At 41.2% G+C, this 23898-nt stretch carries 19 protein-coding genes; 14 read left to right on the top strand and 5 right to left on the bottom strand.

Annotation, left to right across the window (positions count from 1 at the left end; genetic code table 11):
- Positions 1 to 213: 213 nt before the first annotated feature.
- The 6 genes from aroF (at position 214) to nifH (ending at position 9140) form a co-directional block, all read left to right on the top strand.
- Positions 214 to 1083, top strand: a complete 870-nt coding sequence (aroF, locus tag CDC33_RS00605; protein ID WP_109006834.1) for a 3-deoxy-7-phosphoheptulonate synthase — start codon at positions 214 to 216, stop codon at positions 1081 to 1083.
- A 441-nt stretch (positions 1084 to 1524) separates the two neighbouring features.
- On the top strand, positions 1525 to 2931 hold the full coding sequence (locus CDC33_RS00600) for an efflux RND transporter periplasmic adaptor subunit (RefSeq protein WP_109006833.1): 1407 nt from the start codon (positions 1525 to 1527) through the stop codon (positions 2929 to 2931).
- Between the two features lie 244 nt (positions 2932 to 3175).
- Positions 3176 to 6418 carry an efflux RND transporter permease subunit gene (locus tag CDC33_RS00595; RefSeq protein ID WP_109006832.1) on the top strand — a complete coding sequence of 1081 codons (3243 nt, stop codon included), beginning with the start codon at positions 3176 to 3178 and terminating at the stop codon, positions 6416 to 6418.
- Between the two features lie 85 nt (positions 6419 to 6503).
- Positions 6504 to 6758, top strand: a complete 255-nt coding sequence (locus CDC33_RS00590; RefSeq protein WP_109006831.1) for a hypothetical protein — start codon at positions 6504 to 6506, stop codon at positions 6756 to 6758.
- Between the two features lie 111 nt (positions 6759 to 6869).
- On the top strand, positions 6870 to 7076 hold the full coding sequence (locus CDC33_RS37615; protein ID WP_146195752.1) for a hypothetical protein: 207 nt from the start codon (positions 6870 to 6872) through the stop codon (positions 7074 to 7076).
- 1170 nt (positions 7077 to 8246) lie between these two features.
- Positions 8247 to 9140: a nitrogenase iron protein gene (nifH, locus tag CDC33_RS00585; protein WP_100900953.1), complete on the top strand. Its 894-nt coding sequence runs from the start codon at positions 8247 to 8249 to the stop codon at positions 9138 to 9140.
- A gap of 230 nt (positions 9141 to 9370) precedes the next feature.
- On the opposite strand, the gene CDC33_RS00580 is transcribed toward nifH, so the two are convergent.
- From CDC33_RS00580 to CDC33_RS00560, 5 genes are all read right to left on the bottom strand, one after another.
- Positions 9371 to 10453: a T3SS effector HopA1 family protein gene (locus CDC33_RS00580; protein ID WP_109006830.1), complete on the bottom strand. Its 1083-nt coding sequence runs from the start codon at positions 10451 to 10453 to the stop codon at positions 9371 to 9373.
- A 223-nt stretch (positions 10454 to 10676) separates the two neighbouring features.
- The gene (locus CDC33_RS00575) at positions 10677 to 11918 is read right to left on the bottom strand and encodes a phosphotransferase family protein (RefSeq protein ID WP_109006829.1); all 1242 of its coding nucleotides are present in this window, start codon (positions 11916 to 11918) and stop codon (positions 10677 to 10679) included.
- 709 nt (positions 11919 to 12627) lie between these two features.
- Positions 12628 to 12921: a DUF2442 domain-containing protein gene (locus CDC33_RS00570; RefSeq protein ID WP_109006828.1), complete on the bottom strand. Its 294-nt coding sequence runs from the start codon at positions 12919 to 12921 to the stop codon at positions 12628 to 12630.
- A gap of 3 nt (positions 12922 to 12924) precedes the next feature.
- Positions 12925 to 13185, bottom strand: coding sequence for a DUF4160 domain-containing protein (locus CDC33_RS00565; protein ID WP_109006827.1), 261 nt, complete (start codon positions 13183 to 13185; stop codon positions 12925 to 12927).
- A 4-nt stretch (positions 13186 to 13189) separates the two neighbouring features.
- Positions 13190 to 14056, bottom strand: a complete 867-nt coding sequence (locus CDC33_RS00560) for a WYL domain-containing protein (RefSeq protein ID WP_109006826.1) — start codon at positions 14054 to 14056, stop codon at positions 13190 to 13192.
- A gap of 169 nt (positions 14057 to 14225) precedes the next feature.
- Between CDC33_RS00560 and CDC33_RS00555 the strand changes: the two genes are divergently transcribed.
- The 8 genes from CDC33_RS00555 to cas5d all read left to right on the top strand — a co-directional run bounded on the left by CDC33_RS00555 (position 14226) and on the right by cas5d (position 23895).
- Entirely contained in the window at positions 14226 to 14486 is a 261-nt protein-coding gene (locus tag CDC33_RS00555) for a DUF433 domain-containing protein (protein ID WP_109006825.1), read from the top strand.
- Positions 14483 to 14869 carry a DUF5615 family PIN-like protein gene (locus CDC33_RS00550; protein WP_109006824.1) on the top strand — a complete coding sequence of 129 codons (387 nt, stop codon included), beginning with the start codon at positions 14483 to 14485 and terminating at the stop codon, positions 14867 to 14869. The genes CDC33_RS00555 and CDC33_RS00550 overlap by 4 nt, the downstream gene beginning before the upstream one ends.
- Positions 14866 to 17043 (top strand): type I-D CRISPR-associated helicase Cas3', encoded by a 2178-nt coding sequence (gene cas3, locus CDC33_RS00545; RefSeq protein WP_109006823.1) that lies wholly within the window; start codon positions 14866 to 14868, stop codon positions 17041 to 17043. The genes CDC33_RS00550 and cas3 overlap by 4 nt, the downstream gene beginning before the upstream one ends.
- Before the next feature lie 322 nt (positions 17044 to 17365).
- Entirely contained in the window at positions 17366 to 17563 is a 198-nt protein-coding gene (locus CDC33_RS00540; RefSeq protein ID WP_109012385.1) for a hypothetical protein, read from the top strand.
- Positions 17564 to 17838: 275 nt separating this feature from the next.
- Complete coding sequence (locus CDC33_RS00535) at positions 17839 to 18858, top strand: PDDEXK nuclease domain-containing protein (protein WP_109006822.1); 1020 nt, start codon at positions 17839 to 17841, stop codon at positions 18856 to 18858.
- Between the two features lie 16 nt (positions 18859 to 18874).
- Positions 18875 to 22123 (top strand): type I-D CRISPR-associated protein Cas10d/Csc3, encoded by a 3249-nt coding sequence (gene cas10d / locus CDC33_RS00530; protein ID WP_109006821.1) that lies wholly within the window; start codon positions 18875 to 18877, stop codon positions 22121 to 22123.
- A gap of 48 nt (positions 22124 to 22171) precedes the next feature.
- Positions 22172 to 23188, top strand: coding sequence for a type I-D CRISPR-associated protein Cas7/Csc2 (cas7d, locus tag CDC33_RS00525; protein ID WP_109006820.1), 1017 nt, complete (start codon positions 22172 to 22174; stop codon positions 23186 to 23188).
- Positions 23188 to 23895 (top strand): type I-D CRISPR-associated protein Cas5/Csc1, encoded by a 708-nt coding sequence (cas5d, locus tag CDC33_RS00520; RefSeq protein ID WP_109006819.1) that lies wholly within the window; start codon positions 23188 to 23190, stop codon positions 23893 to 23895. The genes cas7d and cas5d overlap by 1 nt, the downstream gene beginning before the upstream one ends.
- Positions 23896 to 23898: the final 3 nt, after the last annotated feature.

Here is a 23898-nt window from a genome sequence, read left to right as displayed (position 1 = left end):
GAACTCTGCGGTTTTTGTTGTTTTAAGGAGAATTTCATCGTCATGACTTATTTAAATAGCTGGTTTTATGGCTTTTACTTTTGGCCCAGACTAAATTCCGGGTAAATAGCGTCATGTCGATGATTCAGAACGCGCCCGGAACTCTTCAAAGGTTTCGGGCTTTTTTTTATCGCAAAATAGTGCCCAATACTCAATTTTTAGGAGAACGAAACCATGATTAACGCCAAACTTGCCGCACAATCTCATTTGAACCACCAAACAATCGTTAAAATCTCAAAAAAAGTCGCTTTCGGGAGCGAAGAACTGGTAATTATCGGCGGCCCCTGCACTGTTGAAAGTCTAGAACAAATGGAGATAGTCGCCCAAATGCTATCTACTGCATCTGTCCAAGGGTTGCGTGGCGGTGTCTACAAACCCCGCACATCTCCCTATGCTTTCCAAGGTATGGGAGAAGAAGGATTAGAAATTTTGGCAAGGATACGATCGCATTACCTTATGCCAGTTGTCACCGAAGTTATGTCAATTTCTCAAATTGAAGTAGTCGCCGCCCATGCTGATATGCTTCAAGTTGGTAGCCGCAATATGCAAAACTTCGACTTGCTCAAAGCTTTGGGACAAGCTGGTAAACCAATACTACTTAAACGTGGTTTAGCAGCGACAATTGAAGAATTCGTTATGGCTGCTGAATATATCCTCAGCCACGGGAATGCTGATGTGGTGTTGTGCGAAAGAGGTATCCGCAGTTTCGATGATTACACCCGTAACGTTCTAGATTTAGGGGCAGTGGCAGCACTCAAACAAATAACTCACCTGCCTGTGATTGTAGATCCTTCCCATGCCGTTGGAAAACGAGAGTTGGTTGCACCTGTCGCTAGGGCTGCGATCGCTTGCGGTGCTGATGGATTAATTATTGAATGTCACCCAGAACCAGAAAAATCTGTTTCTGATGCTCGTCAAGCACTTTCTTTAGAAGATATGGTGCATTTAGTTGATAGTTTAAAGCCTGTAGCAACAGCCGTTGGGCGCAGTATATCAGATGTCGGGGCGGGTTCCAAACCTGCCCCGATTTTTTGTGCTGCTTAAATTTAGTTATTAGTCATCAGTCATTGGTCATTAGTCATTGGTACTAATGACTTTGATTTTTGCACGGCTTTTTATGAAAACGATAGCGGAGCGTTAACGAGTCTACGAGTGTCGCGATCGCAATATGTCGGAAAGACAAGCGATGTTTTTGTAGCCGTGAGATGAGTCAAAATATTTATTTGGGCTGAAAGATAAACTGCGATGCCTACGGCGGTAAACTACGCCTTCGTAAAATAAACTTACATAAAATTTAACAACAATTTCTCTCCTAAAGGGGTAGGCGAAAAAACATAATATTAGTACACTAATGTTTAGCTTAACTAATATTACGCTTCTCTAATTAGATTAATCGCAACCAACCATCCATTTTGCGGAAAATGCGATGTCTAATGACAAGCTAGTACGTGTCTGTCTTTTCCCCTTTCCTCCAGAATTGTTGATATGCGCTGTTTAGCCCCTGTTCAGACGATAAACTCTTCGTCCTTGGCCGCTCAAACTGTTCCTCGTTTTCAGAGCGTTATTCAAAGAGGGCGGTTCTCGCTACTTATTTTAAGTCTGGCCTATTTGTGTAGTGCCTGTAATGCTTCCGAAGCCCAATCAACTGGAAAAGAAACAGGAAAAAAACGAGCTGTACCAGTGGTGGTTGCTACTGCGGCTCAAAAAACGATTCCAATACAGCTATCGGCTACGGGAACAGTAGAAGCATATTCTACAGTATCTGTCAAGTCTCAAGTGGGTGGACAACTTACGGGAGTCTATTTTCAGCAAGGACAGAACGTTAAGAAAGGAGACTTGTTATTTAAAATTGATTCCCGCCCTCTACAAGCCGCACTGATGCAAGCTAATGCTGCCAAAGCCAAAGATTTAGCGCAGGTGAAACAGGCACAGGCAAATGTGCTACAAGCGATCGCCCAGGTGAACCAGGCAAAAGCGAATGTAATGAAGGATAAGTCCCAGGCAACAAATGCAAATGTGCAGGCTCGACGTTATGCTAGCTTGCTCAAGCAAGGGGCAATCAGTAAAGAACAGGCGGAACAGTATCAGACTACTGCTAATGCTCAACAGGCAACGGTAAACGCAGATCGAGGTGGTGTGGCAAATGCTCAAGCAGCAGTGGCGGCAGCCCAAGCAGATGTCCAAAATGCCCAGGCAGCAGTAGCTTCAGATGAAGCTGCGATCGCTAATGCCAAAGTTCAGCTTTCTTACAGTTCTATTTACTCACCAATTGCTGGACGTACAGGAAGCCTCAAACTAAATCAAGGCAATTTGGTACAAGCGAATGCCGATGATCCACTGATTACAATCAGCCAAATTCGCCCGATTTATGTCAACTTTTCCATTCCACAGCGACTGCTGCCAGACATCAAAAAATACAGTGCTAATAACGGCAAATTAGCAGTTGATGCTTTACCTCCTAAAGATGCAGGGCATCCGGTACGAGGCGAACTCACCTTTGTTGATAGTGGAGTCAATACCCAAACAGGCACAATTCAACTTAAGGGTACTTTTGCCAACGCTGACGAGCGCCTGTTTCCGGGGCAGTTTGTCAATGTAGTACTCAAACTGAGCGAAGAACCAAATGCCATTACTGTGCCTTCCCAAGCAGTACAAAGTGGACAACAGGGACAGTTTGTGTATGTAGTCAAACCTGACAAAACAGCAGAAATGCGTCCAATTACGGTAGGTGACACCGTTGGGAACGAAACAGTGATTAAGCAAGGGTTGAAACCAGACGAACAAGTAGTCACTGATGGACAATTCAACCTAGTGCCTGGTGCCACAGTCCAAGTGAAACCGGAAGTAGGAAGCAGAGGGGCAGGGGAGCAGGGAGCAGGGAGACAAAGATAAACTTCCTTACTCAACACAGGTAAACGCCCCGTTACCGCTAACAGAACTCCTTACTCCTCACTTAGTACAGCATTTCATTAATTCGTAGCGAATTCTCCGTGTGCCTCTGCGCTTACCTCTGCGCCCCTCTGCGTTTAAACTTTAACCCTCAAATCGCCACGAATTTACCTAAAGCTGTACTTAGCACTCCTCAGCACGGCTACGCCCCGCTACCGCTAACAGTACTCCTTACTCCTCACTTAGCATGAACATTTCCGAGCTATTTATCCGGCGTCCAATCATGACAACTCTAGTTATGGTTGGCATTTTGATATTTGGGCTGATCAGTTACCAACAGCTACCCGTTAGCGACTTGCCTAATGTGGATTATCCAACACTCCAGGTAACAGCTAACTTACCCGGAGCTAGCCCAGAAACGATGGCTTCCTCGGTAGCAACTCCTTTAGAGCAGCAGTTTTCTAGCATCGCGGGAGTGAGTTCGATGAACTCTACCAGTTCTTTGGGTAGTGCCCAGATTACGCTGCAATTTGACCTAAATCGGGATATCGACGGGGCAGCCCAAGATGTGCAATCTGCTATTTCTAAGGCAGCGAGGCAGCTGCCTACAAATATGCCTAATCCGCCATCTTTCCGAAAGGTAAATCCGGCGGATCAGCCAGTCCTTTACATCTCCCTCAATTCGTCTATTCTGCCTTTGTCAACTGTAGACAAGTACGCTGAGACATTGCTAGCACAACGTCTCTCAATGGTGGATGGAGTGGCGCAAGTGCAAGTGTACGGCTCCCAAAAGTATGCGGTACGAATTCAGGTTGACCCGGAATCGCTGAGTGTCAAAGGAATAGGAATTGATGAAGTAGCAGATGCGATCGCTAACGGAAATGTCAATCTACCTACTGGGACACTTTACGGTCAAGAGCAGAATTCTACCATCCAAGCAAACGGTCAACTCAACGATGCCGCCAGCTATCGCTCCTTGAATGTAGCTTATCAAAACGGCGCACCAGTCCAGCTAGGGGAACTAGGTCAAGTTCTCGACAGCGTGGAAAACGATAAGATTGCGAGTTGGTATTTTCCTGTCAAGAAAGAGAGTAAAGGCGCAGGGGAGAAATCCTCAATCCAAAATTCTGGTGTGCGGGCGATCGTTTTAGCAATTCAGCGCCAACCCGGAACTAATACCGTTCAAGTAGTGGATGCAATCAAGAAACTGCTACCCACCTTTAGGACACAGATTCCGGCGGCTGTGAACATGGATATTCTCTACGATCGCTCCCAGTCAATTCGGGAGTCAGTGGATGATGTACAATTCACACTGTTACTCACCATCGCCCTGGTGGTGCTAGTAATCTTTCTATTCCTTCGCAATATCTCTGCTACAGTCATCCCCAGTTTGGCAGTACCGCTTTCGATAGTAGCGACCTTTGGAGTCATGGTGCTACTGGGTTTTTCCCTCGATAACCTATCACTGATGGCGTTAACTCTTTCAGTAGGTTTCGTGGTAGATGATGCCGTAGTCATGCTGGAGAATATTGTTCGCCACATGGAAATGGGCGAAAGCCGCATGGAAGCAGCCCTAAATGGTTCTAAAGAGATTGGTTTCACAATTTTATCAATGACCATCTCCTTAGTAGCAGTATTTATCCCGATACTTTTTATGGAAGGCATTCTGGGGCGATTATTCCGCGAGTTTGCCGTTACTATCAGCGTTGCCATCTTGGTTTCTGGCGTAATTTCCCTCAGCTTAACGCCAATGCTGTGTTCGAGATTCTTGAGTCCACCTCATCATGAGCAAGCAGGGGAAGCAGGGGAAGCAGGGGGAGATGAGGGAGATGAGGGAGAAATTCTTAATTCCCAATCCAAAATTCAAAATCCAAAATCTAAAATCCAAAGCTTTAACCGTCGTCTCTACAACTTTTCCGAAAACATTTTTAATGTGATATTGGGCGGATATGATTGGAGTTTGAAAAAATCACTCAAGTATCACCGCACAACAATGGTGATTTCGGGGGCGATTCTTGTAGCGACAGTATATCTATTTATAGTTGTGCCGAAAGGGTTTGTTCCCAACGCAGATGTTGGACAAATTACTGCAACTACTCAGGCATCAGAAGATATATCCTTTGATGAAATGGTAAAACATCAACAGGCTGTAGCTGCGATCGCTTACCGCGATCCGAATGTTGATTCGATGAACTCCAGCGTCGGGGCTGGTGGGCCAAATGCTTCCGCCAACGCTGGCAGAATTTTAATCGAACTCAAGCCTCGTTCTCAACGCCATCTGAGTGCCGATGAAGTTGTGCAGGAACTCCGACCGAAGTTGTCAGTTGTACCTGGAATCAAGGTATTCTTACAAAATCCCCCAGCGATTAATGTAGGTGGACAACAAACAAAAGCGCAATATCAATTTACTCTGCAAAGTCCCAATATTCAGGAACTTTACCAATACGCTCCAGCTTTAGAAGAGAAATTGCGATCGCTCTCAGATTTACAAGATGTCAACAGCGATTTGCAAATTAAAAATCCGCAAGTCAAAGTAGATATTAACCGCGACCAAGCTTCAGCTTTAGGTTTGACTGCTAATCAAATCGAAACTGCTCTGAGTAATGCTTATGGTACTCGCCAAGTTTCCACCATCTACGCTCCCGATAGCCAGTATCAAGTAATTATGGGCGTAGAACCAAAATATCAGCAAAATGCCAACGCTCTAGATTTACTCTCAGTTCGCGCTCCCAGTGGACAACTTGTACCTCTCAGCGCTGTAGCAACCTTGAGCAAAGATGTGGGGCCCTTGACTATCAACCACAAAGGGCAACTTGCATCAGTCACCTTCTCCTTTAACCTAAAGCCAGGAGTGTCACTCGGTAATGTCACAGGGAAAATTGAGCAACTCGCCCGTCAAACACTGCCACCTACTATTAGTACAGGCTTCCAAGGTTCAGCCCAGGCATTCCAGTCATCAATTCAGGGCTTAGGACTGCTACTACTGGTTGCCATCTTCGTGATTTATATTGTATTGGGGATTCTCTACGAAAACTTCATTCACCCGTTGACAATCCTTTCTAGCTTACCCTCTGCTGGATTTGGGGCACTGCTGACGCTGTTGCTGTTTCAAGTTGACTTGAATATTTACGCTTTCGTGGGTATTATCCTGCTGGTTGGCATTGTGAAGAAAAACGGGATCATGATGGTTGACTTTGCAATTATTGCTCGTCAAAATGGCAAAACCCCTTATGAGGCTATCTATGAAGCCTGCTTAGTGAGATTCCGTCCAATTATGATGACGACAATGGCAGCACTTATGGGTACGCTACCCATCGCCCTCGGTTTAGGAGCCGGAGCAGATACACGCCGCCCCCTTGGTTTAGCAGTAGTTGGGGGGTTAGTGTTCTCGCAGTTTCTCACACTTTATTTAACGCCAGTTTTCTACACTTACATGGAGTCTTGGCAAACAAAGCTTAAAAAACGCAATTGGCGCAAACAGCCAATTTGAAACTCCCCCGGCTGAACATTGGAACCTGTGTTTTCGATGCGCTTTTACAAATACCTCCAGCCATCTGATACTCGTAGCTATCTTCATGGCGGAAGTTGCTACAGACTGCGCGAAACACCGAAACGGGAAAGCGGAAGCTGCTACAGAGTGCGCGAAACACCGAAACGTTAAAGCAGAAGTTCCTACAGGGAAAGCGGAAGCTGCTACAGGCTGCGCGAAACACCGAAACGTTAAAGCAGAAGTTCCTACAGGGAAAGCGGAAGCTGCTACAGGCTGCGCGAAACACCGAAACGTTAAAGCAGAAGTTCCTACAGGGAAAGCGGAAGCTGCTACAGACTGAGCGAAACACCGAAACGTGATGGTAGAAGTTAATTTTTAATCAGTAACTCTTGACTCCCTTTATTTGAAAAGGGAGTTTTTTGTGTATTATGATTATTTTTGATAATTCACTTTGTTTAACTTAACTATAATTGCGATCGCTTGGGTTGGGTGTTTGGTGCTTGGTGCTTGGTGCGATCGCAAAATTTATTCCAATACGGTTCGGATAAGGTTTTTTGATGACACGCCGCTTATCGCAAAGCGAAGACGCGATAAATTGCCGTCTCTACAAAGGACTGATTATTGTAAAGACGGCGATTTATCGCGTCTCTTGCCTTAACTTGTCAAACATTAGCTTTAAATACTTTTAGAAAATACCCAAAAGTATCTAACTGCACAAATTAGCTATGATAAATAATTTCACTAATTTACAACCTATTAACGCGTAACCTATAGCTACTAAAGATTAGAAAGATAGTGCTTTGACGAATAGATAAATAATTTGAGATTCGATAAATAAATTAGTGAGATGTATGTTATGGTTTTTATAGGAATCAAAAAAGGAAAAGCACAAAAGACTTCAAGAAACTTTGAGGCAAGCTCAAGAAAGTTTTTTTGCTCTGGTAAGTCCGCTTCACTTCGCTACATCTTTTTGTCACTAAAATCTAAAACTAGATTGAGTAGGATAGTAGCCTTTGTAACAACTTGAAGTCAATCGAAATTTATCTGGGTATGAGCCAATAAGAGTTGGCCAACCTAGCTAGAGCATTACCCACAAAAGGCGATTACTCTTGGAGTCTGGGAAGAAAGACTCTTAGTACAGCCTGACAAATCCATAGAAATACAGAATATTTACGAACTTATTCTTGCGGAAGCAAACAATTTCAACCGCGAACTAAGTTGAAGCAGTTGCTGACTTTTGGAAGGAAAACTTCAAGCAATATGGTGTTGTTCCACTTTTAGGAATTTAACCATACTGTCAAAACTCACCAAGATATTATCTCAGCCAGAGTGTTAGAGGTTGCCTGTGCAAGCATTATAGTATTGCACCTGTAGCTGTCGCTTTTGGGCTGAAATTCATCCTGCTGCATCAATCACAAAACGAGAAGCGCTATAGAAGTTCTTAGCGACTTGACATCAGCAAAATCAGAGAAGTTGCAGTGACCATTTAGAGTGGATTGCAATTTGGTTGGTTGTGTGGTTCAGGGAACAAATCTGCGTTCATTTGAATTCCTGCTGCAACCACTCTTCAGGCTTGAGCAACCATTTGGGATTCTGTTACAACAACTGACAATGCTGAAGTCAAAGTTTTAAAGGCTTCGTTATTAGGAAATAGAGATTTCTCTATCCCTTAAGCTATCGCTTCGTGGGTAAATATATTCTGATTTTAACTGCTTTTGTCAGGATGCGATGTCTAGCGACAACAGACTCTACTTCCCTACGACGCCAAGGGTGAACAACTACATCAAGCTTACGATCCATCAATTAAATCATTGTAGGAAACACAACCATGACTGACGAAAAAATTAGACAAATAGCTTTCTATGGTAAAGGCGGTATTGGTAAATCTACCACCTCTCAAAATACCCTAGCAGCTATGGCTGAAATGGGTCAACGCATTTTAATTGTTGGTTGCGATCCTAAAGCTGACTCTACCCGTTTGATGCTACACAGTAAAGCTCAAACAAGCGTTCTGCAATTAGCTGCTGAACGCGGCGCTGTAGAAGATATTGAACTCGAAGAAGTAATGCTGACCGGTTTCCGCGATGTACGTTGTGTGGAATCTGGTGGGCCTGAGCCTGGTGTAGGTTGCGCTGGTCGGGGTATTATCACCGCCATCAACTTCTTAGAAGAAAATGGTGCTTACAAAGATGTTGATTTTGTAAGTTACGACGTTTTGGGAGACGTTGTGTGCGGTGGTTTCGCAATGCCTATCCGTGAAGGCAAGGCACAAGAAATCTACATCGTTACCTCTGGTGAAATGATGGCGATGTATGCAGCTAACAACATCGCTCGTGGTGTTCTCAAATATGCTCACACTGGCGGTGTGCGTTTGGGTGGTTTGATTTGTAACAGCCGTAACGTTGACCGGGAAATCGACTTAATCGAAACCTTGGCAAAACGTTTGAACACCCAAATGATTCACTACGTACCTCGTGACAACATTGTACAACACGCAGAATTGCGCCGGATGACTGTTAACGAGTATGCACCTGATAGCAATCAAAGTAACGAATATCGCATACTAGCTAAAAAGATCATCGACAACGACAAACTCGCCGTTCCTACCCCAATTGAAATGGAAGAGTTAGAAGAATTGTTGATTGAATTCGGTATTCTCGAAAGTGACGAAAATACCGCAATGTTAGTTGGCAAGACTGCTACTCAAGCACCTGTAAAGTAGTACCAATTAAATAATGGTTTAGGGTGGGCAAGCTTGCCCACCCTTTTCCCAATTTTTGTATTTCTTTGTTTCTTATCTAAGATATTCCATATTTAAATGTTGACTTACGCAACATACATCTCAAACTCTTATTACTCCGTCTTCTCTGTGTCTCTGTGGTTCAATTTTCCATTATCTGTGCGTAAGTTTCATACGTTAAAAAAAATTGACTTTGACAAAGAGTTTTACCCTTAACCCAAATGTATTGGTTTATATATATCCTCAGAACTTGGATTAAGATAAGGACGCTGTAAATCTATTAGGTGTCGTGCAAAATGTTCATCAATCGTCCTCATCCGTTCTTCCATCGCATTCTTACCCTTTTGCCAAGCTTCAAACAAAGCATTAGCGACAATTTGGCAACGGTTCATCCCAAAACTTTCTTGTGCTGCAAATTTTTGAATTGGTTCTTCGGCTAAACCTAACCCCGGCGCTAAAAATTTTGTAAACAAAGGAATTTTGGGCTGGAAATAGGATTGATTTTCTAAATAAACAGCCTCAAGGATTGTGCGAATCGCTGGATAGTCGGGGAGTTCAAAGTAGAGCAATCCCGAATCATAGCGTCCGTATGCACTGGGATTGTGGAGAACCTGAAAGCTAAAGGGAATTGAGGCTGCATTCAATTGCAGTGTCAGACTTTCCATGAGAGCGATCGCACCAGATGGCGTAAAGTTAAAGTAAATTCGCCCTGCTCCCAAATCAGCATCAGGGTTACTTAGTTGTTCTTGTCCGACATTGCTAACTGCCAAGTAACAGCCATTTTGCATTCTATTTTTGGGCATCCAGATTGCTACCATGTCACCCACTTTGGTAGATTTCTTGCTGGATTTTAAATGGCAGTCTGGCTCAACATAAAGTGTTAAACCGCCTTTAGTCACCGCCATAGTACCATCAGGTTCTTTACGCAACACCTGCCATCGAGGGTCAAAGTAACCTATACCGTGATTACTGGCGTGCAATTGCTCGTAAAAGTTCCAATCAATTTCCAAAATGGAATTATCTGCTAAATTCTGCTTTGGCGTGTCAGTATTGACTGCTAAAGTACTTTGTAGAGAGCCATTGTAATAGATCCCATAGAGAAAGTTCCGCAGTAGTAAAGTGAGATACTTCTGTTGTAAATCTACAGAATTGTGCTGAAATCTCTCAGCTATTTTAGTCGGCAGACCAAAGGGTTGATAATTGGGATGATAAATACAAAAATTAGACTCAATCTGGATATTTTTAGCAATGTCGAATAGAGAAGTTAGCGGTTGATTGATAGAGTAATTTAGCATTAATCCATTTAGAACTTAAACTTTAAAAAACAGAATTCAGCAGTCAGGAGCCAGAATGGGCTAAACCTTAGCTATAGCAATCCGATTTGATTTCTGAATCAGTCCTAAAGGTAAGGGATTGGGAACTGGGGACTGGGAAGAAGGAATAAAGGTGTACTGAGTTTTGTTCAAAAATCAAATATGAGTCCTATATCCGCTAACAGAATTGTTCTACTCCTTGCCATTAACAACCACGCAGCCGAGTTTTATCGTAATAAAGACGAAGTAGCTGTGGCTCTTTTACAGGTTGAGTAAGTTTATGGATTTTTGCTACAGGATTCAGAATCTCTAACTCTGATATCCCAAAAATAGTTAGTACACCTTGCTGCGGCATCGTCAGTAAACTTTTAGCTACTTGGAGCATACAAATGTCAGCATTATTAAAGGATTTTTGGCAGGTAATCATATCCTGAATTTGATGAATCAGTGCTAGCCCCGCAAACTGAATAACTCGCACAATGAAGTCACTGCGGTATTCCAAAATCATTGGGAAAGCATTTAGATAAGCCCTAATTAGAGCAATGATTGAAGGTTGTAAACTCTCCAACGGTGTCAATGCTAGATGTAGAGATTCTTCTAACTCAATGGTGGGGTCTACTACGAGACTCTTGAGCCAAATTCCTAAATAGCTTGCTAGTAAAGTACCTAAATCAAAAGCGGGATCTCCCCAAGAACAAGCTTCCCAATCAATTAGTCGTACTAGACAATTATCTAGTTTCTCCCACCTAGAATGAACCAAAATGTTGTTCAATTTCAGGTCGTTGTGAGTCAAGCAGCAAGGATTCCAATCATAAGCCAAATCAGCGATCGCAGATTCCAAACTCTCAGACTGCTGGTATAGTAAATAAAATTTCAGCGCCTCCGTGGGAACCGTCCCAAAAATCTCCCGCCCAATTGACTCTATCCCTTGCGCCGGATTGTAAAAGCCATAGCGAAACTCTCCTTGAGGAGCAGTTGCCATAAAATCTTTATATTCTCGGCGGTTATAGGTTGCGCGATGGAGTCCCGCTAAAGTAGTGCCGATCGCAGTAGCAATTTCTTGTGGAAAAATATCATTGTTGTGGTAGAATGTCGCAAGCTCTAGATAATCACCTAAGTAGTTGCGGACAAGAATAGAATTTTCTTCGTCAAAATGGACTACCAATGGTGCAATGGCGGAAATATTGCCGAGAACTGGAAACTGCTGGAGCAACTGATGAAATAGCCACTCCTGGAACAATTCATGAGGAGCGCCGTCATTGTTTTTAAGGTTACGTTCTTGTTTAATGAGCAGTTGACGATTATCTGCTAGAGTCACTAGTAAACCGAAATTGTTCTTACTAATTCCTGGCAACTCAGATTTATCTGATGCGCCATCTTCTGAGCTACACAGCCCCGCTTCTAGCAGATACTGGATAACGTTATGAGAAGACAGTGATAATACCATGTATTATTTCCTACTTCATTAAATTACTTAAACTTGTACTCAGCAGTTGTCGGTAGATAGTGAATAACAATAGAGATTTGTACAATCTACTAATATCCCATATTTGGGATAAAAACCTGCCAAAATGGCACCAAGTCTTTTACAATTGCTTTAGAATTCGCTCCTAGATACTGTGGCATCTTTAGACTTTATCAGCGTTACTTAGATACATCTAGAGCAATTTTTGTGGTAGAAGCCTATTGATGTAGCTGCATCAAAAGGCTTGGTAGCGCAGAACTATCGCCAGCAAAAAACTGATTGGCGGCAGATGTTGTTTGATGTACTCTGGTCATCCTGAAAGCAACGAAGAATTTCAGTAATCCTTCGTGTTAAGAAGCATGACATTCAACGCTATTATTTTTATTTATCACCCCAAAGCCAAATAAACCGGAATTTTTAAGCAATTAGTAATTATTTTTTTCTTTAATTTTTAGAATTGATGTCTGGAAGCCTTGTTATTACGTGATTTGTCTTACTTACGTATTGTAGATGACTATAGGCGATCGCAGATAACGGCTACATGAGTGCATCTTATGGAAGTGTACTTTTGTCAAGTATGTTAGGGGTTGCAAATAAAAACCTCTCCCTGGTTTTACTATGTAAAACCGTCCCTCTCCGAGTCGGAGAGGGAAAGAGTTGAAGGAAAGTTCAAGGTTGGGTTTTTGTAATTTCAATCAGCAGAATTAGCTGAAACAGAACTTAGTTGATATTGTGGAATGGGCTGTTTTGTAATCAAAGCATAAATAACATCTGGGTCTAAGTCGGCTCCCGATTCCCATTGAATTGTTCCGTATTCAGGGTTGACGCACACTTTAGCAAAGTATTCTTTATCTTGCAGAGGCGCAAATACACCTGTAAATTTAACGATTTTACTAATATCAATTACTCCTTCAACGTCATCTTCAAAGCGGATGTGAAGCTGATAGTTTTCTTTTGGTTCAACTGCAATTATATCTTTGAGCATGATTTACTCTAATGGGGAAATTTTCTGTAAGGTTTGATTGTCTCTAGCTAGTTCCCAGTTTTCCATCAATTCGACTTGATGCAAAATTGCCCATTCTGTTACCAGTTTAAAGAGTCTGGCAGTCAGTTCTCCTTCTAAAATTTCTAGGGTTTGAATGCTGACTATGGCTTTCTGGTTATTGTAGCGAACGTGAAAGTGTGGCGGTGGATGGTCGTTATAGTACATCGTGATGATAATTCCGAAAAAACGGCTAATTTCTGGCATTCTTTCATTCCCTGGTTTCGATATCGTACAACTGACATAGGGTGCGGAGTTTTTCTTTCAGGCGATCGCGCACATTCTCTGGTAATATCACTACACAATCAGGTGCGTACTGCATGACTTCTCGTATAAACCAAAATGTACTAGATACTCGCCTAACAACTCGCCGGACTCGCGCTTTATCTGGTAACCATTCATTAATTTCATCTTCTGGTTTAGCTTGATAGGCAAAAGCCAAGCCAGCAAATAGATGCATTTCCACTTCTATCTCAGCCAAATTAGTACGCCACTCACCAGAAATTGGCATGACAGCAGCTTCTGTAATCCTGTCTAATCGCAAACTCCAGTTGTGAACCAGTTCTGGTATATCAAAGTTTCCTTCTGTTTCTTCACACCAACAATCAAGATATTGCCGCTTTTCGTGGGGTGTAACTTTGGCATGGCGAACGGTAAAATTAAACACACGCTCTGCTGCATCTTGATAGGAAAGCTGAAAAGGCTCTTCGCGCAAGATGTAGCGATCTATTTCTAAGCGCCAAGGTGGGGGCAAATTCTCTAAGAAACGTTCGATTTCGCCCCGCAACGGTAATGATAGTTCGCTGCGTTCGAGAAGTAAGTTTGCAATAATTTGGGCTTGTTCAATTTGCCCGATGTCTGTCAACGCATTGATACATCTATGTAATGCCCTGATGCGTGGTTCTTTCCAATCGTTATTGTTACCGATGAGTAACTTACGTTGAGCGATCGCTTTAATTAACTTCGAGATGTTAGGCTCTTCTCCCCACATCATACCGAATTCACGAGCGATCGCTTCTAGCTCGGCTTTATCACGTTCTGATATCGACAGTGTAATGGATTGACCTTTTCGACTCATTAAAAATGTCCGTGTGCTTTATACGTAAACTCTCTTGTCAACTTCTATTTTGCGTGTCAATATAGTTTTTAACAACCAGTTACGGACACTATTTAAGTGTAAGTCCGAATATAGAATTAGGAGAAGAGGATTCATTGAGAAGAATTACGACAAATTTGGAGAAGTTTCAATGACTAAGAACGATTTACTATCCCGAATTTCCATCGATCCAAATATTTGTTTTGGTAAACCTTGTATTAAAGGTCATCGTATATGGGTTAGTTTAATTCTCGACCTTCTTGCAAGTGGAGAAAAAATAGAAACAATATTGGAAGAATATCCCGGTTTGGAAAGAGAAGATATCCTAGCCTGTATTACATACGCTGCGGAGATGACAAGAGATAGTTATGTAGAAATTCCTTTAGGATTGCAAAAGGAATCAAAAAAGTGAATATTAAACTTGATGAAAATCTTGGTAGTTTGCGAGTAGCTACATTATTGCGTCTTGCAGGACATGATGTTGCCACTGTCCGAGAACAAGGTTTAATTTCAACTCATGATGAGGAATTAATTGATATTTGTCGTAGCGAGAATAGATGTTTAGTAACGATAGATAGAGGATTTGGAAATCGTCTTAAATATAATCCTTCTTACTATACAGTAATTCTAGTCATTCGTTTACCATCTCGTCCTAGTTTTGAAGATTATCGTACAGTTACAGAAACTCTAATTGCTGGACTTGAAGCAGCAGATGTGGCTGGTAAATTATGGATAATTCGACAAGGAAGTATTCAAGAATATCAGGATATTGAGGTGGAGGGAAAAGACAAATGACGGAAGCATACAAAATTACTCTCAAGCCTGTTTATTCTCAAACCGTCCCAACACCTGACGGTGTGAAATTACCTAAAGATTGGTTGCTTTCTTGGCATCAAGCCGCAACTTTAGAAGCATTGCGCGATCCAAATATTGATGTTGTGTTCAACACTGCAATGACTGGCGATGGTAAAAGTCTAGCGGCTTATCTAGAAGTGCTTCAGGGTGAATTTTCTGCAATCGGACTTTACCCAACCAATGAACTCGCCCGCGATCAAGAAACGCAGATTAGAGGATATGTAGAAAAATTCCAGCCAGCAAATCAGCCGCGTGTAGTGCGACTCAGTGGGGCTGATTTAGAGATTTATGCTGAAAATGAGGGATTGAAAAAAGGAGCTGCGATCGCAACTCTGACTAACCAGAGAGAAGCATTATTAACTAACCCTGATATTTTTCACTACTTACATCGAGGTGCTTATATAATTCACGGCGATAGTCCAGATAAGTTATGGGGCAGAATTGATAAAGATTTTGACTTATTTATTTTTGATGAATTTCACGTTTTTGCTGCTCCCCAAATTGCTAGCGTGATTAACACAATGTTGTTAATTCGCTGTACAAATCGCCGCAAGAAATTTCTGTTTCTCTCAGCCACACCAGATACAAACTTAATTGGGCGATTAGAAAAAGCAGGATTTCGTTGTAAAGAAATTGATCCTCTCAAACAAAATAAATATCAATTCCCCGATACACCAGAAGAAGGTCAGCAACTGCAAACACAGGGCTGGCGACAGGTAGCACGGACAATTTCGTTGAATTTTATTCCTTTGGAACCATCGTTCAAAGCTTCGGAAACCTGGCTAAAAGAGAATAGTGATTTGATTTTGGCTCAGTTTCAGCAGTATCCAGGAAGTAAAGGCGCAATCATTCTTAACTCAATTGCAGCAGTCAAACGCCTAACTAAATTTTTTCGGGAAATTTTACAGCCTTACGGATTGAAAGTTGGAGAGAATACAGGGCTATCGGGAAAAGGAGAAAAGGAGCGAAGTCTTTCGGCTGACTTGGTTATTGGCACTAGCACAATTGATGTTGGGGTTGATTTCAAAATCAATTTTCTAATTTTTGAATCATTCGATGCAGGTAACTTTATTCAACGTTTAGGACGCTTAGGAAGACATGATGGATATGAAAAAGATGGTCATGAAATAAAGTTTGATAATTTTACAGCTTTTGCTCTTGTTCCTAATTTCTTAGTAGAGCGTTTATTTAAGGTAGATGTTCCATCTTTAGAGGTAAATAGTATTTGCGATCGCCCCTTTTTTCACAATACAATCACTGAGAATTATCGACAAATCAACGATTTTCGTGGTTATTATCGTCGATGGGGGGCTGTGCAATCATTTTGGCTGTTTTATCAGTTGAGCGATCGCACAATTAAACAACAGTATGCACAAAGCCGAGACAAGTTTCAAGAAGCTTGTGAGGAAGTATTTGAAACAAGTCTGAAGTCACAAGCCGGACGTATTCAAGGATGGGCGAAAGATTGGCAAGCACTTTCTGGTAAATCAGGAAATCCCATTGCTGAGGATGCTGCTAGTTTTCGAGGTTCAAGTCCTTTGCAATGTGGTTTATACGACTTAACGGAAGAAAACGAGGCTGATAGGTTTAAAACCTATGATTTACCGGGTATTTTGGGCAATTTAGAAATTGAAATGTGGACGGAAGCGGCATTTATACGGACACTCAAAGGAACCGTAGAACGCACCGGACAATCCATTGCCAAAGGTAGATTTGCTCATTGTCTAGCATTTATGAAGTTGCGTTCCTACCGAGAGGAACGGTTGAACTGGAAATTTACCTATTCTGGAAACTTGCAGCCAATTGCTGACGCTTGGAAAGTTCAGGTTTTGACAGGTGTGGAAATTTGGCAACCTGACAACTATTGGGTTGGGGAAATTAACAAACGCCTAAAAAAGGAAGGTTTGGTTTGTTACGTGATTCGCCGTCCTCTTGCTGAAGTGCGGATGCGGCTAAGGCTACCGATGAATTTTCAGATTTATGGCATCAGCGATCAGTATAGCTTTCATGATGCTACTGCGCCCTATGCGATCGCTTTTGGTCACTCTGCACTGCTGCTGGATACCCTTGCATACACGTTTAAAAGCAAAGGAGATGAGATATGGGTTGTTTGAAGTTTCAATCCCTAATAGGGATTTTAGTTGATTTATGACAAGAGCTTACGGTTTTAAGCACAGACTTATTCGTTTCAATCCCTAATAGGGATTTCAAAGGATTATTTTTTGTGCGCGTAAAGCTCCATGTATACAAGGATTTCATACAAGGTTGAATAAGTCAACGCTTATCATTTGTTGAATAAGTCTGATCTTATTAAAATGCTTGACAAGAGCTATCGCATTATGTAGCGTCAGATTATACAAATTGCTGAAGTCCCCATACAACAAGCATTTGGGCTGAAGTATTTGTATGAGAGAGTTTTTAAAGGAGGTGATAATCATGCTTGTCAAATTGACAAACCTTGAGCGACTAATTTCAGTTCTCAAAGATGGTAAGTGGCATTTAGGCGACGAACTAGCCGCTAAGGTTAGTTGGCGATTTGGACACACGGTGTTTGAAGCTCGCAAGAAAGGCTACTTAATTGAAAAGCGAAAAGTTGCTCATAACCAATTTCAATATCGGTTATTGGCAGCATAACTGATGCGATAGCTTATCTAGGGATTTCTCTAGACTAAATTAGAGAATCCCCATCTCAGAGGGAAACTCATTAGCAGCTTGCGGTATTAAGGTCAGGCGTAGGTAGTCTCTATCCCCAACAGATTGAAAGCTGATGGTTGAGCGAGTCACTGGTAACACCAAATCTTAAAGCAATGAGTTTTAGCAAAGCTTCCCTCTTTCCTAAAAATCACAGGAAATTTTCAGTTCAATTTTACTGAACTGAGTTTAGGGACTTCTAGAAATTAGAGTTGAGTATGATTAACCCCATTTCAGACGATTACAGACATCTACTAATGGAACTAAAACAGCGTATTCGTTCAGCTCAGTACGAAGCACTAAAAGCAGTTAATCGGGAAATGATTAACCTTTACTGGGACATTGGACAGATAATTGTTACTCAACAGCAGGGCGCTAGTTGGGGAAAATCCGTAGTAGAACAGTTAGCAAAAGACTTACAAGCAGAGTTTCCAGGAATTAGCGGATTTTCTGCTGCTAACCTCTGGCGGATGAGGCTTTTTTATGAATCTTATGTCAACAATGAAAAACTCGCACCAATGGTGCGAGAAATTGGATGGACTCACAATCTGGTCATTGTAGAGAAGTGCAAAGATGACCTAGAACGGGAATTCTATATCAGAATGACTCGTAAATTTGGCTGGACAAAGAATGTTTTGATTCACCAAATTGAAAATCAAACCTATGAAAAGACTCTGTTGAATCAGACTAACTTTGATAAAACTGTTCCAGCAGAAATCCGTAACCAATTAAAACTAGCTGTCAAAGATGAATATACTTTTGATTTCTTAGAACTAGCAGATGAACACAGTGAACGACAGCTAGAACAGACGATTTTGGCAAGAGTTGAACCATTCTTGCAAAAAATGGGTGGGCGGTTTACTTTTGTTGGTAGTCAGTATCGCTTAGAAGTTGGCGATAAAGAATTTTTTATTGACCTGTTGCTGTATCACCGCCAATTAAAATGTCTAGTTGCGATTGAGTTAAAAACTGGAGAGTTCCTACCTGAGTATGTGGGAAAAATGCAATTTTATCTGGCGGCTTTAGATGATTTATCTCGATTTCCAGACGAAAATCTTTCAATTGGAATTATTCTTTGCAAATCCAAAGATAAAACTATTGTTGAGTATGCACTCAGAGAATCGAATAAACCAATTGGTATAGCAACTTATAAACTGTTTTCTACGTTGCCTCAAGAATTAAAAAATCAGCTTCCGGCTCCAGAGCAAGTTGCCAAGTTGCTAGAAGGCGTGGAGTAAAAAATGGAGTTTGAAAATGTCTAATGATGATTGGTTATCAGGTGATTTTGGTTTTGATGGTGATTCTTCAAACCGCACTATTGAAAGCGAAGGCGAATTATTAACACTCAAGCTATTACGAGAAGCAATTGAGGCTCAAAATCCAGATGATAAGGTAATGGCAGACTTTGGTGAGTATGTTTTACCAAATCTGTTGCGGATAGCAATTGGTGTAACGGCGAAAGGCGGTAAGTTTTTTGATGAAATTGACCAACAGCGAGAAGCAGAAGGGAAAACTAAAGTTAGACGAGATAACGCTGCTGACCAATCGCTGAATACTCACTTACTAAATGGATTATTCCCAGCAAATTTAATTGAGAAACGTTTAGAAAAACTCAATACCACAGTGCAGCGAGTGGTGAAAGAGCGAGAACGTAGATTAGTAATTGCTGGATTTATTTTACATGATTTTGAAAAGTTTCCTGATGTACCTGAAAACTGCCGCAAGTTGCCGTTAGCAGAACATCGTGAAATTATTGATAAAAAAGTTCACCAGTTAGGACTAGATAACTTTATAAATCCAGAAAATCCTGAAGCTTACCCTGAGTATCTAGATGATTTGTTGTGTATGGCTTATAATGCTCAACGTCGTTGGGATACTAACTGGAATTTTTCTGAATTTGGGTTGAATCCTCTTCTCAAAGACCGTACCCTTCGCAGTCTGTCTGATTTAACTTGTTTGGCTGATTCTCTCGCCTCAATTGTTAAACATCCCCAGGACGCAGAGAACTCTAGGCTCCAAGAAGTTATACATAATTTGAGTGATGGACAACTAAAATTTACATATCACAGCATTGCTGAAAACCGGGGTGTATTAACTAATGTAGTTAATAATGCCTTAATGGAAGCACATACTAGCCTCAATACTGAGGATCAAACCTACTATGAAATACTGCTTTACCTACCCACAGGAGTAATTTATTTAGCTAGAAAAGATGCTCCAAAAATTAGTCGAGAAGGATTAGGTGATCGCGTTATTGATACGATAAAACAACTCTGCGCTAATCAACTTCAACTCCGAAAAGTTGGATTTAGTCGGGGAAATATTGGGATGAAATATGCTGACTACTACAATCTCTTCCTCGACATCAAAGGCTTAATGCAGTTTACTGTTGATGCAGTACCGAGTAAAGTAAAAACCAGCAAGGCAGCAGATAAAGCTACTAATTTGGCTCAATTCCAGCGTAAAGGTATTTTAGCTAAGAATATCGAAATCGATTTTGCAGAAGATATTCGTATAGATCATTTGGCAGAGTTAGGAGCTTTAATAACTGGAAAATTTTGGAAAGAGTATCTTGATAGAGTTAAAGCCCTAATTAAAAACAACAAAGAACTCCCTTCAATTCCAACTATTAATCTAACAGAGATAGCTATTGATTTTCTTAATTTATCTGAGTATAAATCTGAAATTATTGCACTTCAGCAACTTAAAGATACTGGAGGCATAGCGTATGACTGGTATTATATTGCAACGCAATACCTTAAATGTAATCCAGGACAAGAAGACGTTCGTGAAATTTGTCAAAGTCTGGTTAATCGATGGATAGAAGTTATTGAACCAATCATTAATCAGTACAAACTACCTGATGAATGGAAAGATTTAAGGGATTGGTGCGATCGCGTGATTATGCTTCCAAATGAAACGCGACAAAAATCACCTACCGACCAAGCCGAAATCTTTTTTAAGGAGTTGGCAAACTACAACGCTGCGAAAAAAGCAGGGCGAGGGAAACAATTAATCTGCTCAATTTCTCATTCTGCTTACACGGTTACTGAGCAAATGGAATCAGCAGTTTTATTTACGCCACAAGTTTATACAAACAAGCAAATGTTAGGAGGTTCTAACGCTAAACGTAATATCTCCAGTATTGCAGGTGTGGAGATGATGCTGAGGCAAATCTTGATGAATCAAACTCAAGCTGTAGGTAAGCGATTTGAAGATGGTAAATATCGCTATCTCTACTTTTATCCTACTTATTACTTTACTCCAGAGACTAATAAGTTTTTGCAGAAAGCATACAATGGTATTGCTCAAACTCGCTTTGATACCAGCGTTCGCAATCATTTTATCAGTAAAGATTTACAGGCAGACTTGGGACGCGATCGCTACCAAAGTGTAGATAGTTTCTTAATTGATGAAAACCTCCAACGTGACAAGGATCGCACCTTTAAGCTTTCCTATCCTGAAGACCAGCCTTTAACATTTTACTTCATGGCACTCCCGCCTGGAAGAGACAGCACCGATACAGAATCATGGGTAATGCCAACTTGGTTAGCGTTTGCTTTCCCGATGATTTTAGATGTTAAAACTGTGGTTTCAGAGTCGCCAATTCCACCTTTTAATGATGGCGCTGAATTTGAGGAAAGCGTTTTCCTCGATAGTGCGCCTCATGCTTTCCGGGCTTTAGTAAGGCGCGATCGCTTCCGTCTTGACTACATCCTCGAAGGCTGGAACGAAAACGGCATCCAATACCCAGCACCTTTAAATGTGCTTACCGCCGCTTATACCATTCATTTAGATGTGAATGCTAGGCAAGGTAAGTCTGGTTACGATGCCAACTGGGGAAGATTTACAGAACTGGCTAAAGATTTTGAAACCAGTCCGTTGTACGTCTTTTCTTATCTCAATCGCTGGGTGCGTAACCAAGGATCAGAAACAGCACGAATTGAAAAAATCCGGCTTTATGCCTATCATTTTTATCCTTGTTTTGACCCTTATGTGAAATATGACACTAATATGGAGCAATTAATTGTGGGAGAAGCATCAAGTCTGAATCATCCTAAGAAATTAACAGATTTATACCGCAGATTTTACCGAGCGAATAAGCGTTATAATCCTAAGTCTAATGCTGTGTTGAAACCAGTTGATATTGCGGCTGAAACTATACTCAAAGCTGAGTCAAGTGTGTTTCAGGGAGAAACATTAGTTGCGGCTGTTGCAGCAGAAGTTTTTAAACTCATGGATCGTGTTCATGCTTCTACTGCTGAAGGACATTGGATCATGAGCAAACGAGAAGAAGAACGACAAGCTGTTTTAGATTTTGCGAGGTATTTTGTAACCGAGGTATTTGAGAAATCATTTGCAGGTGATCGCGCTCGTTTAACTGGTCGTCAAGTCAACTTAATTCGTCATACTTGTGAATTTCTTTACCGTTTAGAAGATGACAAAGAAAACTCAGCTAGAAATGAACAATCTACTGAATCTAATGATGATGGTAATCAATAAGTTCCATTTTGCCTAAACAACTAGTAAATAATTCTGTGGAGATAAATTATGTCACTTTTAAAAACTGTTGAACCGAAATTCTTCCAAGCTGAAATTCCCTACAAACCAATGGGTAAATATGCTCACTTTCTCACTGTTCGGATTACTGAATCTTATCCTTTATTCCAGACAGATGCAGAACTGAATAAAGCACGGGTAAGAGCAGGAGTTAAAGATAAAACCACAATTAGCCGTTTGTCAATGTTCAAGCGTAAACAATCTACACCAGAGCGTTTAGTTGGTCGGGAATTACTGCGTAACTATGGTTTAATGACGGCTGAAGAATGCGAATACAACGTGAGTTTTGCAATGGATAATCCTGATTGCATTATTTACGGATTTGCTATTGGTGATTCTGGTTCTGAAAAATCTAAGGTTGTAGTAGATACGGCATTTTCAATTACAGCTTTCGATGATTCTCATGAAACTTTCACCCTTAATGCTCCTTTTGAAAATGGCACAATGGCTTCTAAGGGAGAAAATGGTTCTAAACCAGGTGAAGTTGCTAGCCGATATAATGAACAAGACCACATCAGACCACAAGTTTTCTTTCCTAGTATTGTCACACTTAAAGACCCCACTGAAGCTAGCTTCCTTTACGTTTTTAATAACATTCTGCGAACTCGTCATTATGGAGCGCAAACTACCCGTACAGGTCGCGTCAGAAATGAGTTAATTGGCGTTGTATTTGCTGATGGAGAAATTACTAGTAATCTGCGTTGGACTCAAGCAATATATGACCAAATGAAGGCTAATAATACTTTAAATGCTCCCGATCCACTAGATGAAGATGATGTAATTACTGCTGCTAAAAATGCTATTGAGGCGTTAATGGCTGACGAGTTTATTGTTCACACAGATTTTATTGGTGATGCTTTTGTATCCCTAATAAATGAAGTCAAAACTTTAACAGGAAATGAGAAAGGAATTCAGGCAATTTTGCAGAAGGCTGATGCAGAAGCTAAAGATTATGCCAAGAAGCATATTAGCAAGAAGAAAACTACTGCTAAAGCGGGGAAAGAGTAATGGTGTTTATTTCCCGTTGTCAAATAGAACTTCATGACAGCCTTTATTACGCAACTCGTGAAATCGGGCGATTGTATGAAACAGAAGCCCTAATTCACAATTACGCTCTCTGTTATGCACTCTTATTAGTTGATAGCCAAATCTACTCTACTACCGTTGCTGAAGAACATTCTTATCGCTATTTTTGCCCCGAACAAGTGCCAAAATATGAGGAGCATTTAACGCCACTCAATCAACAGGGAATTTACGTAACTCCGGCGCGATCGCTCAATCATTCGTCCATCCTCAACACCTGGAAGTATGCTAATAACAACTACCACGTTGAAATGGAGAAAACCCAGAAAAATATCCCCAGTTTTGGGAGAGCGAAAGAAATAGCAGCAGAAAGTAAATTTGAGTTTTTTGTCATCTCCCAAAAAGAACTCAAACTAACAAAGTGGATTCGCTTGGGTAAATGGATGAGCAAGGCTGAAGTCACGGTTGAACCATTACCGAAGCCTAAAATTGCTGAAGGTATATTCACTTGTACCCATCCATTAAATCCTTTAGATGTCATGTTCACCAATCAAGTGATGAGCTATGACGTTGTGAATATGCCTCCAGTTAGCTTAATTCAGAATGTCCAAATGCGAGGTCAATACTATCAATTTGATGGCATTCAAAACTTAAAAATCCCAGTTCGGATGGAATATCGCTTTCGGAATTAATTA

The organism is Nostoc commune NIES-4072 (genome assembly GCF_003113895.1).
Taxonomy (GTDB): domain Bacteria; phylum Cyanobacteriota; class Cyanobacteriia; order Cyanobacteriales; family Nostocaceae; genus Nostoc; species Nostoc commune.
The sequence above is the reverse complement of the archived record's forward strand: the minus strand, read 5'-3'. Positions and strand labels throughout refer to the sequence as shown.